The organism is Aminobacter sp. P4_H6_2, from assembly GCF_056400805.1.
In genome coordinates this window covers 1-11,852 of record NZ_JBFUKO010000109.1, presented here as the reverse complement: position 1 = coordinate 11,852, position 11,852 = coordinate 1, and the positions used below count along the sequence as shown (strand labels likewise).

12 protein-coding genes and 1 pseudogene are annotated in these 11,852 nt (G+C 62.0%); 5 read left to right on the top strand and 8 right to left on the bottom strand.

Features of this window, described 5'->3' with window-relative positions; translation table 11 throughout:
* Both AC1DUU_RS11215 and AC1DUU_RS11210 read right to left on the bottom strand, forming a co-directional pair.
* Positions 1-277: NAD(P)H-binding protein (locus AC1DUU_RS11215; RefSeq protein WP_476783493.1), on the bottom strand; the 277-nt coding region annotated here is incomplete at its 3' end.
* A gap of 104 nt (positions 278-381) precedes the next feature.
* Positions 382-1,602 (bottom strand): alanine racemase, encoded by a 1,221-nt coding sequence (locus AC1DUU_RS11210; protein ID WP_476783492.1) that lies wholly within the window; start codon positions 1,600-1,602, stop codon positions 382-384.
* Between the two features lie 159 nt (positions 1,603-1,761).
* On the opposite strand from AC1DUU_RS11210, the gene AC1DUU_RS11205 reads away from it, so the two are divergent.
* A complete protein-coding gene (locus AC1DUU_RS11205; RefSeq protein WP_476783491.1) occupies positions 1,762-2,658 on the top strand; it encodes a DMT family transporter in 897 nt (298 codons plus the stop codon).
* Positions 2,659-3,018: 360 nt separating this feature from the next.
* Here AC1DUU_RS11205 and metF read toward each other — a convergent pair whose 3' ends face one another.
* On the bottom strand, positions 3,019-3,930 hold the full coding sequence (gene metF / locus AC1DUU_RS11200; protein ID WP_476783490.1) for a methylenetetrahydrofolate reductase [NAD(P)H]: 912 nt from the start codon (positions 3,928-3,930) through the stop codon (positions 3,019-3,021).
* The gene (locus tag AC1DUU_RS11195) at positions 3,930-4,940 is read right to left on the bottom strand and encodes an ArsR/SmtB family transcription factor (RefSeq protein ID WP_476783489.1); all 1,011 of its coding nucleotides are present in this window, start codon (positions 4,938-4,940) and stop codon (positions 3,930-3,932) included. Before AC1DUU_RS11195 ends, metF begins: the two co-directional genes overlap by 1 nt.
* A gap of 119 nt (positions 4,941-5,059) precedes the next feature.
* On the opposite strand from AC1DUU_RS11195, the gene tsaA reads away from it, so the two are divergent.
* The 3 genes from tsaA to AC1DUU_RS11180 all read left to right on the top strand — a co-directional run bounded on the left by tsaA (position 5,060) and on the right by AC1DUU_RS11180 (position 6,244).
* Positions 5,060-5,566, top strand: a complete 507-nt coding sequence (gene tsaA / locus AC1DUU_RS11190) for a tRNA (N6-threonylcarbamoyladenosine(37)-N6)-methyltransferase TrmO (protein ID WP_476783494.1) — start codon at positions 5,060-5,062, stop codon at positions 5,564-5,566.
* Positions 5,566-5,880: a DUF2293 domain-containing protein gene (locus tag AC1DUU_RS11185; protein WP_476783488.1), complete on the top strand. Its 315-nt coding sequence runs from the start codon at positions 5,566-5,568 to the stop codon at positions 5,878-5,880. The genes tsaA and AC1DUU_RS11185 overlap by 1 nt, the downstream gene beginning before the upstream one ends.
* Positions 5,881-5,974: 94 nt before the next feature.
* Positions 5,975-6,244 carry a toxin-antitoxin system YwqK family antitoxin gene (locus tag AC1DUU_RS11180; protein WP_476783487.1) on the top strand — a complete coding sequence of 90 codons (270 nt, stop codon included), beginning with the start codon at positions 5,975-5,977 and terminating at the stop codon, positions 6,242-6,244.
* Positions 6,245-6,253: 9 nt separating this feature from the next.
* Here AC1DUU_RS11180 and AC1DUU_RS11175 read toward each other — a convergent pair whose 3' ends face one another.
* The 4 genes from AC1DUU_RS11175 to ettA all read right to left on the bottom strand — a co-directional run bounded on the left by AC1DUU_RS11175 (position 6,254) and on the right by ettA (position 10,742).
* Entirely contained in the window at positions 6,254-6,865 is a 612-nt protein-coding gene (locus AC1DUU_RS11175) for an MOSC domain-containing protein (protein WP_476783486.1), read from the bottom strand.
* A gap of 94 nt (positions 6,866-6,959) precedes the next feature.
* Positions 6,960-8,081 carry a beta-ketoacyl-ACP synthase III gene (locus AC1DUU_RS11170; protein WP_476783485.1) on the bottom strand — a complete coding sequence of 374 codons (1,122 nt, stop codon included), beginning with the start codon at positions 8,079-8,081 and terminating at the stop codon, positions 6,960-6,962.
* 177 nt (positions 8,082-8,258) lie between these two features.
* Positions 8,259-9,026: a trans-aconitate 2-methyltransferase gene (gene tam / locus AC1DUU_RS11165; protein ID WP_476783484.1), complete on the bottom strand. Its 768-nt coding sequence runs from the start codon at positions 9,024-9,026 to the stop codon at positions 8,259-8,261.
* Positions 9,027-9,092: 66 nt separating this feature from the next.
* Entirely contained in the window at positions 9,093-10,742 is a 1,650-nt protein-coding gene (gene ettA, locus AC1DUU_RS11160) for an energy-dependent translational throttle protein EttA (protein WP_476783483.1), read from the bottom strand.
* 309 nt (positions 10,743-11,051) lie between these two features.
* Here ettA and AC1DUU_RS11155 point away from each other — a divergent pair.
* Positions 11,052-11,852 (top strand): annotated as a pseudogene (locus AC1DUU_RS11155) (DUF2778 domain-containing protein); the annotation flags it as partial.

Here is an 11,852-nt window from a genome sequence, read left to right as displayed (position 1 = left end):
CAGGCAAGAGCGCGTCGAGCAGTGCCGCCTCGACCGGCCCCATGTCGTCGCCAAAATCCGACGCGGCCTGAATGACAGCATCTACCGGCCCGATCTTGGCTGCCCATTCCCCAGGTTTGCGCAGATCGTCCAGCAGTGCCGTTGCGCCCGCCGCYTTCAACCGGTCAGCCGAGGCTTCGGAACGGGCCAAGCCGACGACATGATGTCCGGCAGCGATCAGGCGCCGCAGGACATGGCTGCCGATGAAGCCGGTGCCGCCAAGAAGAAATATGCGCATGCGAATGGTCACTTAGCGAATAGCGAATAGCGAATAGCGAATAGTAGATCGGAGAGTTCGCGCAGCAATTCAAGCCGCTTTCCCTATTCCCTACTCGCTCCCTTTCAATCCGCCATCGTTTCCAGGCTGGCCAATCCGACTGGTGCCTCGCCCTCGTCGAACGGCGTCGTCACCTCGACGAATGTGTCGGGGTAAAAGCCGTTGAATCGGGTCCTGAGCGACAGCGAATAAGCGCCGATATGGCCGATCTCGATCCAGTCGCCGGTGTCGATCGTTTCAGGCAACCAGAACGGCCGCGACAGGATGTCGACGGAATCGCAGGTCGCCCCGCACACCTTGAACGGCACGATCTTGCCGACGTCGCCATTGCGCGTGCGGATCGCCGGATCGGGAATGAAACGCGCCGGCAGCGTGATCTTGCCGGTCCAGGAATCCGACAGCGACGCCCAGATACCGTCATTGATGTAGATGCGCCGGCCTTTTCGCAGCAAAACCCGCACGATCAGCGACAGGCAGCGCGCCACGATCACCCGGCCGGGCTCAGCCACCAGTGGCATGTCGTCGAAATTATATTCCTTCAGGTCGCCGCGAAAGCGCGACATGATCTGCCCGATCGAGGGCATCGCCGGCTTCTTGCTGTTGGGGTCATGGCCATATTCGGCCGGAAAGCCGCCGCCGACGTCCAATCCGGCAAGATCGAAGCTGACGCGGTTGCGCACCCAGTCGACCGAAGCAAGCGCCCGCTCATAGGTATCGGGATCCTCGATCTGGGAGCCTACATGGAAGCAAAGTCCGACCTTGTAGCCGTTGCGGTTGAGCCGTTCGGCCAGTTCGACCGCATAGGCAGGTCCCGCGCCGAATTTCTTCGACAGCTCATAGGCCGCCGATCCCTTGGTCTGCACGCGCACGAACACCGTGATCGCGCCTGGGTCGATGTCGAGCGCGCGCACCACGCGGCTGAGCTTGGTGATTTCGTCTTCATGGTCGACCGCAATCACCCTGATGCCATAGGTCTCGAGCGCCAGCCGGATGTCGGACTGCGCCTTGACCGGGTGCATGTAGATCATTTCGGCGTCCGACGAGACCTCCCTCACCGCCGCGAACTCGCCGGGCGACGCCACGTCGAACATCGTCACCCCGGCTTCGACCAGCGCCTTGAGCACGATCAGCTCACCATTGGTCTTGACCGCATAGGCGGTCTTGCCGGGGAACATCTCCATGAAAGCCCTAGCATCGGTTTTCAGCACTTCGGGCCGGAAACAATAAACCGGGGCATCCGGACGGAGCGCCAGTGCTGCCTCGCGCGCATTCTCGAATCGCTGCATGGAAGCTCCTTGTTGCGGGGCGAAATCTAAAGCAAGCCGCCGATGATGCAACCCGCGCGCAATCCAGCGGCCCGCTGCGTCACGTCATCGGAATCGGGTGGCCCTATCAGAGAAGCGCGACTACCGCTTGAATGTGACAAGGCGACGAAGGGAATCAAAATGTCGGCAAGAGACTGGGCCAAGCTTCTGTTGCTGGGCGTCATCTGGGGCGGCTCGTTCTTCTTCGTCCACATAGCGGTGGCCGAAATCGCGCCTCTCAAGCTCGTCTTGTTTCGGGTGATGATCGCCGCCCTGGCGCTTCACGTATATCTGCTGGTGCGCGGCCCCTCCTTCCGCCTGGCTTTGCCGCTGTCTGGAACCTTGTTTGGGCTGGCGCTGCTCAACAACGTCATCCCCTTCTCGCTCATATTCGCCGGCCAGACCGAGATCGGCGCCGGCCTCGCATCGGTGCTGAATGCCACAACGCCATTTTGGACCCTGATCGTCGCCAACATGATGACATCAGACGAGAAACTGAACTGGAACAAACTAGCCGGCATCGCGCTCGGCATTGGCGGCACTGCCGTCATGATCGGCCCCGGTCTTGTTGCCGGCCTCGGTGGCCCGGTCTGGGCCAAGCTCGCGCTGATCGGAGCAGCGCTGTCCTACGCCTTTGCGCTGATGGTGGCACGCAGGCTGAAGGGCGTGCCGCCGGCGATCGTTGCCACCGGCCAGCTCACCGCCTCGACCGTGATGATGATCCCCATCGTGCTCATAGTGCACGGCACCGGCGGCCTGTTTGCGGCGAGTGCGGGCGTATGGGCGGCGGTTCTCGCGCTTGCGCTGTTGTCGACAGCTTTTGCCTATCTGCTGTTTTTTGGCCTGGTCGCGTCTGCGGGCGCCACCAACACCTCGCTGGTCACGCTGATCGTTCCGGCCAGCGCCATCCTGCTTGGCGTGACCTTCCTTGGCGAGCATCTCGAGACGTTCGAACTTGCCGGCATGGCCCTCATCGCTCTGGGACTCGTGACCATCGACGGGCGCCTTTTCAGACGTCGTACGGCTGCTGCCGGCTGAAAGTTTGCCACAATTTCTCCACAACCCTTACGGGCGCATTTGGCAAATAATTCCAAAGGCTAAGACGAGAGATTGCGTCGCAATTCTCACAATCTTGTCGCAATGCAGCACATTTTTTTCTTGTGTGTGGCCGAAATGACCCTAAATTCCGCCCTGTGACTTGCGCAGAGGAGGCTATGCATGGGACTGACTAGGTCAATCAATGCACTCATGATTTGCGCCGCATTCACTTTCATCGGCGCGCTCATTGTTGGAGCTCTTCCATAGGCCGCGTAGACGGCGGAAGACGATAGCACCTCTAGGTGGAAAACTTCGAAAAGGCCGGGATGAAGATCCCGGCCTTTTTGGTTCCGAACCGTCTCAGGCCGCTGCCGAGCTTGGTGCTGCCTGCGAGCGGATACCGATCATGTGGCACACGGCAAACACCAGGTCCGCCCGGTTCATCGTGTAGAAATGGAAGTCGCCAACACCGCGCTCGACGAGGTCATGCACCTGCTCCACTGCAACCGCCGAGGCAATCAGCGCATGCGTCTGCGGGTCCTTTTCGAGCCCGTCGAAACGCTCGGCGAGCCATGCCGGCACATGCGCGCCGCAACGCGAAGCGAAGTTGGCGACCTGCGTGAAGCTGTGGATCGGCAGGATGCCCGGCACGATCGGGATGTAGATGCCGGCCTTGCGCGCGCGCTCGACGTAACGCTCGTAAAGATCGTTGTCGAAGAAGAACTGGGTGATCGCACGCGTTGCACCATTGTCGACCTTGCGCTTGAGCATGTCGAAATCGGTCGCGAAATCTGGGCTCTCAGGGTGCTTTTCGGGATAGGCCGACACGGAGATGTCGAAATCGCCCTGCCCCTTCAGCGCACCGACAAGCTCGGCACCATTGGCATAGCCGCCGGGATGCGGCTGGTAGGCCGCGCCCACGCCCTCCTTCGGGTCGCCGCGAAGCGCCACGAAGCGCTTGACGCCCATGGCCGCGAATTCGGAAATCACCTGGTCGACCTCGGCGCGGCTGGCATCGACGCAAGTCATGTGCGCGGCCGGCGTCAGCGTCGATTCATCAAGGATGCGCTTGACCGTGCGGGCGGTGCGCTCTCGCGTCGTTCCACCCGCGCCATAGGTCACCGACACGAATTGCGGATTGAGCGGCTCAAGGCGCTTGATGGTGTCCCAAAGCCGCGCTTCCATATCGTCGTTCTTCGGGGGAAAGAACTCGAACGAGACTTTGACCCGCTCGCCGATGTTTGAACGCCTGGACAGCTGGTATTGGTTCATCAGGCGGTTTCCCTTGCGGCTTGTATTTCAGGATTGGGGTCGGCGATCAGCAGCCGGCGGTCGCGCGCCAGCCACAGCTTGACGGTGAGGCTCGCCTTGTTCGAGGAGCCGCGCGGTTCGAACTCCTGCGTCTCCTCAAGCTCCAGCCCGGCCTCTGCCAGCCAGTCGGCGATCTGTCGGTCGGCAAAGCCAAGCCGCGCATGCGCATGCTCGGAGCGCAGGAAATCGAGCCCATGGGGGGCAAAATCTACGATCACCAGCCGCCCGGCGGGGCGCAGCAGGCGCGCGGCCTCCTGGATGGCGCGGGCGGGGTCGTCGAGATAGTGCAGCACCTGATGAATGGTCACCAGGTCGAAGGCGTCGCGCTCGACTGGAGGCGAAAAGATGTCGCCCTGGCGCACCTGGGCGTTGGAAATACCGGCCTTGTCGAGATTGGCACGCGCCACCGCCAGCATCTCGCGCGACTGGTCGATGCCGACGCCGCGGCGATAAAGCGGCGCAAAGATTTCAAGCAGCCGGCCTGTGCCGGTGCCGAGGTCGAGCATCGACTGGAACGGGCGCTTGCCGAGCAGCTTCAGAAGTGCGGCCTCGACCGCGCGGTCGGCGACATGCAGCGAACGCAATTCATCCCAACTCGCCGCATTGGCGCTGAAATAGCGCGCGGCGCGCTCCTGGCGCTTGTGCTTCACGTCGTCGAGGCGCTCGAAATCCCGCACCACCTGGCTGTCGGCCTTGTCGATGCCCGACACCAGCCCTTGCACAAAAGCGCGCGCCTGGTCGGCATCGGACAGGCGGAAAAACGCCCAGGAACCCTCTTGATAGCGGTCGATCAGGCCGGCTTCGAGCAGCAGCTTGAGATGGCGCGACACKCGCGGCTGCGACTGGCCGAGAATCTCGGTCAGGTCGGAGACGGTCAGGTCGCCGCGCGAAAGCAGCGTCAAAATGCGAAGGCGGCTGGATTCGGCCGCCGCCTTCAAGGTATCTACCATTGTGTCGAGTGCGACGTGCATCGGCTTCGTTTCTCGCCAAAAGACATAAACATATCTTTATGTGACGAAACGAGTGATTGCAACGCCCAATGTCGCATGCGGGCAAGAAAATGGCGCGACGGTGGGAGGATGCCATGCAGATGTTCGAGCAGCGCGAGGGCGAAGTGGCGCTCACCAACGATCCGGCAGCCATGCCGGGCGACGCCAAGCTTGTCTTCATCGGCAGCATCACCTCACCATGGAAGCTGCGCGAGCATTGCCCCAAGAACATGAATGCGGCTCGGGAAAAGGGCGGTGGCGCAACGCTTTTCATCGATGCGCCCTACCGGCCAGGGCTCGCCGGTCTTGCCGGCTTCAGCCACGTCGTCATCCTCAGCTGGTTCGAGCAGGCGCCGCGGAATCTGATTGTGCAGAAACCGCGCCATGCATCTGACGCCAAAGGTGTTTTCGCGCTGCGCTCCCCTGCCCGGCCCAACCCCATCGGCTTGCATATCGCCGCTATCATTTCGATCGACATCGAAGCCGGGCGCATCGAACTGGACGCCATCGATGCGCTCGACGGCACGCCGGTCATCGATATCAAACCCTATTTTCCATCCGTCGATGCGTTCCCCGACGCCAGCGGCCCGAACAAGGGCAGCCGCTGATGAACCCACCCACCGGGCGCCGCCGCGCCATAGGCAAGGCGCTGACGCTGCTCTTGCCGCTGGCGCCTTACGCCGACACCGAGGCGATCAGGGCGGATGCGCAGGCCAAGCACATGAAGACGCTGCCACCGTCGATTGCGGTGTGGCTGGCGACCGTCGCCCATATCCGCCACGCCCACACCGACTATGAAAAGCTGCTGTCGGAAGGCTACGACCGCGATTCCGCGCGTTTCTTCATCCTGGATGAGATCAATGCCGTGCTCACGCGCTGGCGCGCCACGCGCCTGCTCGATCCCGACGACGAGGACGTGTAACCGAGCAGCCCCGCCTGCCTCCAACCAATTGCCGGCAGGCAGCATTTCTGGTTTGTTAAAAACGGGCGGCTATTTTGCAGCGAGGAGGCAGCAGATGGCGGAAGACACCGAACCATATCGTCACTATCACAAGGACGGCAGCCGGTGGGTTGTCGGCCAGCTTCGGGCTGGCCAGGCCGAAGGTTATTGGGAATGGTTTCGCAAGGACGGCACCAAGCTCCGTTCCGGCCATTTCAGCAGCGGCACCCAGGTCGGCGAGTGGACGACTTATGACAAGTCGGGAAAGGCCTACAAGGTCACCACGATCAAGACGGCGACCGCTTCGCGCAGCGGTCCGCTGACCGACGTCGGCCTGCCACGCTGATGCGTCCCCCTAATAGACCCACTGCTCGGGAACGCGCACTGAAACCTCTTCGCCTGAGGTGATCGTTCCAGGCTTCTCGACCCAGGCGACCAGCCCGCGCAGACGCTTGGCGACCTTCGGGAACAAAAGCGAGCCGGCATCATGGTCGGCCATGCCAGCATGTTCGGCGATCGAGCGTCCGGCGATGCGACACGGCGCATTCTGCCCATCGATCTTGATCGTCACGCCGCGCTTGAAGAACAGCATCGTGCCCGACGGCAGCATCGACAGCATCGGCACGCCGTCGAGCAAAAGGTTTGCGCCGATCCACTCGGGCTTGATCTCAGCCAGGCCCATGCGGTCGGCGACGATCGCCATTTCGTCGGGCGCGACGATCGAAAGCTGGCGCTCATTGCGCATCTCGGTACCGCGCGGATACCATGGCTCGCGCCCGCCGGAGCGTCTGGTGTGGCCGGCATGGAAATCGCCGTCGATGCCTTCGAAGCCGAGCGGCAAGGCTTCCACGGACCGCGTCACGAAGTGATCGAATGGCGCGACATAGACGCCCGCCACCCGACCGCGAAGCTTCCTGCCCGGCAAGATCTCTGGTTCGCCATCCCTGCGCATCGTCGGATCGAGCATTTTTCCGCCTTATGATTTGAGACGGCACCATGCAGATCGGTCAAACGGAAATCCAGACAAAAAGCCTGATCTTCCGATCACCAACGGTGATCCTTTAATGCATTTTCACCAAAGCCCCACCGATCGAATAGCCGGCACCAAAGGCACAGATCAGCCCGAAATCGCCAGGCTTCATGTCTTCATGGTTTTCCTTGAGCGCGATGATGGCCCCGGCCGCCGCTGTGTTGCCCAGCCGCTCCAGCACCATGGGTGCCGTATCCTGGTCGGCCTCGTGGCCGAGCGCCAGCTTCAGGATCATGGCGTTCATGCGCGCATTGGCCTGATGCAGCCAGTAGCGCCTGACATCCGACGGCGTCATGCCATGGTCGGCGAGGAAAGCGGTGATGAAGCGGTGCGCCGCATGCGTCACCTCCTTGAACACCTTGTTGCCGACCTGCTTGATCATATTGCCCTCCATCTCGACGACGGAGGTGTTTTCCTGGCCGGCGCGCAGCAGGAAGCCGAAATTGGTGCGGATATTGTTGGAAAACTGCGTCCAGTTGCGCGTATCGATGATCTCGAAGCGCCCCGGCCGCGTCTCTTTCGGCCCCAGCGCCTCGACGACCATGGCCACCGACGCATCGCCAAAGATGAAATGCGTCTGGCGGTCGCGGAAATTGAGATGCCCGGTGATAATCTCGGGCGTGACGATCAGCACACGCTTCTGCCCGCCCGCACGCACCAGATTGAAAGCGACATGCAATGCCGCCGCCGCTGACGAGCAACCAAGGCTCATGTCGAAGGCGGCACCTTCGATGCCGAGTTCCTTCTGGATCTCGATTGATATGGCCGGATAGGGCCGCTGCTGATGCGAGGCAGCGCATATGACCATGTCGATATCAGCGCCGGTGAGCCCCGCATGAACGAGCGCCTTGCGCGCTGCGGCCACGCCGAACTCCGCCTCGACCGAAAGCGCGTCATCGGCGCGCGGCGCAATGCGCGGGCTCATCCGTTCAGGATCGAGGATGCCGTCGAGCGTGTGGACATGGCGATTCTTGACGCCGGAGGCGTAGACGATGAAATCGCTGTCCGACTTCTTGACCAGGTCCAGACCGGCCGCCTGCCGCCTGGCATTCTCGATGTCGACCCAGATATTGAAGCTTTCGACCAACTCATCATTGCTGATCGAGGCTTCAGGAATTTCAACGCCGATACCGCTGATGATGACGCGATGCATGAAACCGTCCGATGCCTGCAATTTCTCGCGAACCCCGCCTCTCCAAAGGCCTCCCCAGATTCGCTGGCGAACACTCTACGCCAGCCAGAGCGGTTCGAATACGGTGCGCTGGCCGTTATCCGGCTCCGATTGCGATCAGATTTCGGCGACCCGGACCGCGCTTAGCGCGGCTGGCTCTTATCTTCGCTGCGCGACCATGAACAGCCTGGGGAAGCGCAGCAGAACCTTGCCGTTCGCCACTGGCGGGTAGGCCGAAGCGATCTTTGCGGTGTAGGCGGCAAGATAGGTCTGCCGTTCGTCCGCATCGAGCGGATCGATGAAGGGGCGAAGCCCCGTGCCTTTTACCCATTCGACGATGGCCGCGGCATCTGCCAGCGGATGATTGTAGACGCTGTGCCAGATATCCACTCGCGCCGACTGCGGCACAAGCAGGTCATAATACGAAGAAACAGGCGGCAAGGGCGACCGCGCAACGCCTGCAATCTTGGCGCCGAAATTCATGGCGGCAGCGGTTTCGCGCATCAGCACATGCGAGGGCTCGCCGATATTGTCGGGCATCTGCACGGCAAGAAAGCCACCTGGAGCAAGCAGGTCGAGCAAGCGCTTGAGCACTGCCTGATGGTTGGGCAGCCACTGGAAGACGGCATTGGCGAAGATGACATCAACCGGCCCGTCCGGCGTCCAGCTTTCCGCGTCGGCTAGCTGGAAGTCGATATCGGGCAAGCGCTGTCGTGCTTCCGCGATCATGGCCAGCGACGTGTCGAAGCCCGAGATTTTTGCCCCAGGCCAGYGGGCGGCGAGGAGCTCGGTCGAATTGCCCGGGCCGCAGCCGATATCAACCACGTACTTCGGCGTTTCGATAAGGATTTGCGCCAGAAGGTCCCGCGCAGGGCGGGTCCGCTCATCTTCGAACTTCAGATATTGCGAAGCGGACCAGTCTTTCATCGCTGAACTCCAGAGGCGTCGGCAAAAACAAAAACGCCCCGCTGTGGGCGGGGCGTTTCAAGGATTTTAGCGCGTCAGGCGCTTGTGGCTCATCCGGTGCGGGTTGGCCGCATCGGCGCCAAGGCGACGGATCTTGTCCTTCTCATACTCTTCAAAGTTGCCTTCGAACCACTCGACATGCGCGTCGCCTTCATAGGCGAGCATGTGCGTAGCCATGCGGTCGAGGAACATACGATCGTGCGAGATGATGACGGCGCAGCCGGCATAGGCCTCGAGTGCGTCTTCGAGCGCGCCCAGCGTTTCGGTGTCGAGATCGTTGGTCGGCTCGTCGAGCAGCAGAACGTTGCCGCCGTTCTTCAGCATCTTGGCGAGGTGGACGCGGTTGCGCTGACCACCCGACAGGTTGCCGACCTTCTGCTGCTGGTCGCCGCCGCGGAAGTTGAACGACGAGCAATAGGCGCGGCTGTTCACTTCGTGCTTGCCGAGCTTGATGACTTCAGCACCGCCGGAAATCTCTTCCCAGACCGTCTTGGTCGGATCGAGGGCATCGCGGCTCTGGTCGACATAACCGAGCTTGACCGTCTCGCCGACGCGGATGGTGCCGCTATCGGGCGTCTCCTGGCCGGTGATCATCCTGAACAAAGTGGTCTTGCCCGCGCCGTTGGGACCGATGACGCCGACGATGCCGCCGGGCGGCAGCTTGAAGTTCAGGTTCTCGATCAAAAGCTCGTCGCCGTAGCCCTTGTTCACGCTATCGACCTCGATCACCACGTTGCCGAGGCGTTCGCCGGCCGGGATGACGATCTGCGTGTCGGTCGGGCGGCGCTGATCCGCCTTCTCCACCAGTTCCTCATAGGCCTTGATACGCGCCTTGGACTTGGTCTGGCGAGCCTTCGGCGAAGACGCGATCCACTCGCGTTCGCGCCAGATCGCCTTCTGGCGCGAATCGTCTTCGCGGCCTTCCTGGATCAGGCGCTTGGCCTTGGCGTCGAGATACTTAGTGTAGTTGCCTTCGTAGGGAATGCCACGGCCGCGATCGAGTTCGAGGATCCAGCCGGTGACGTTGTCGAGGAAGTAGCGATCGTGGGTGATGATCAGCACCGAGCCCGGATAGTCGCGCAGGTGCTTTTCCAGCCACGCCGTGGTCTCGGCGTCCAGATGGTTGGTCGGTTCGTCGAGCAGCAGAAGGTCAGGCTGTTCGAGCAGCAGGCGGCACAGCGCGATGCGGCGGCGTTCGCCACCCGACAGCTGGGTCACTTCGGAATCGGCGGGCGGGCACTGCAGCGCGTCCATCGCCATTTCGACCTGCTGTTCCAGGTCCCACAGGTTGAGACGATCCATCTCGTCCTGCAGCTTGGCGCCCTCGTCGGCGGTCTCGTCCGAGTAGTTCATCATCAGCTCGTTGTAGCGCTCGATGATGGCGGTCTTCTTGGAAACGCCGTCCATGACGTTTTCGAACACGGTCTTGGCCGGGTCGAGATGCGGTTCCTGCGCGAGGTAACCGACGGTCGCACCCTCGGCCAGCCAGGCTTCGCCCGACCATTCCTTGTCGAGGCCGGCCATGATCTTGAGCACGGTCGACTTGCCGGCGCCGTTCGGGCCCAGGATGCCGATCTTGGCGTCGGGGTAGAACGACAGGTTGAGATTATCCAGCACCTTCTTGGTGCCGTAGGACTTGGTCAGTCCCGACATGTGATAGATGAACTGGCGTGCCACGCGCGCGTATCCTGCTTCTCAAGTGATAGGAGTTGGGCGCTATGTAGGCGATCCCGCCCCAAACGGCAAATGCTTTCGGGGAGCGGTCGCGGCGCGCGGGCGGATGCGAGCCAAAGAACCGCAAGCGCCCCAATCTGGACATTGCATCTGGCGCCKGAATTACCCCACACCACTGCAAAGCAAAATTTAACCATATTTGTCCATCCTTTGGGGATGTTGATCGAGATGGGGACAATCCGGACATCACGCAGCTACGGTCGCTCACCGACCTGATCACCGTTGCGGGGTAACTGGCTTGCTACGCGTTTTATGAGTAAGAACGTTCGCGCGCAGTCCTTGCGCCGCTTGTTGCGCCCACTGCTGATTGCCTCCTTCGGCACGGCCCTTGCCGGCGTGGGTGTATGGTCGATGGCCGGCATGGTCGCGACCAGCAATTCTCGCGCCTTCGCTTCAACCACCTTTTTGCCCAGCCCGCAGCTTGCCTTGGCCGACAAGAAGCAGGCGCGGGCGCCTATCGCCTTTGTCAGCACCAGCAAGTCGCCGAGGCTGATCACGGCTACGGCGCACGCCGCTGTAACGGCAAGCTTGGCGGCCACCACAGGCAAATCCGCCCGCCACCTCATAGTCGCTACCGCCGGCGCGAGCGGCAAATCTGCACGCTTCGACGCCGTCGTTAAAAAAGCCAGCCTGACGCCCCCGAAACTCGCCAGCCTGTTCGGCTACTCCAGTTCCGCCCAGCCGAAGCTTGCCACCGCAACGGCCGAAGTACCCGCGTCAGAACGGTTTGCCTCGACCGACCAGCATCCCACCGTGCTTGCCTATGCCGACCCCTCCCCGAGCGGAGCCGCCGACACCGCGCTGTCTACCTTGCTGGCGACGCCGCCAGAGGAAGACCTCGCGGCGCAGGAGCAAAACCCCGATACCAACGACGCTGCCATGCCGGATTATGCGGACACGCCTTCCGACGGCCCCATGCCCCAGCTGCGTCCGCGTGGAGCGGAAACGGCGAAAACCAACACCCAACCGGTCGAAGAGCCGGCAGCACCGGCTGCCAATGAACCCAAGAAGGCCGACCAGCGCGAGGCACCCAAGCAAACACTCGCTTATGCC

Coding starts and splice junctions, on each gene's coding strand:
- metF (WP_476783490.1), bottom strand. CDS start 3,930: ATGAACCAATACCAGCTGTCCAGGCGTTCAAACATCGGCGAGCGGGTC.
- AC1DUU_RS11170 (WP_476783485.1), bottom strand. CDS start 8,081: ATGCATCGCGTCATCATCAGCGGTATCGGCGTTGAAATTCCTGAAGCC.
- AC1DUU_RS11175 (WP_476783486.1), bottom strand. CDS start 6,865: ATGCTCGATCCGACGATGCGCAGGGATGGCGAACCAGAGATCTTGCCG.
- AC1DUU_RS11185 (WP_476783488.1), top strand. CDS start 5,566: ATGAACCCACCCACCGGGCGCCGCCGCGCCATAGGCAAGGCGCTGACG.
- tsaA (WP_476783494.1), top strand. CDS start 5,060: ATGTTCGAGCAGCGCGAGGGCGAAGTGGCGCTCACCAACGATCCGGCA.
- AC1DUU_RS11180 (WP_476783487.1), top strand. CDS start 5,975: ATGGCGGAAGACACCGAACCATATCGTCACTATCACAAGGACGGCAGC.
- AC1DUU_RS11205 (WP_476783491.1), top strand. CDS start 1,762: ATGTCGGCAAGAGACTGGGCCAAGCTTCTGTTGCTGGGCGTCATCTGG.
- AC1DUU_RS11210 (WP_476783492.1), bottom strand. CDS start 1,602: ATGCAGCGATTCGAGAATGCGCGCGAGGCAGCACTGGCGCTCCGTCCG.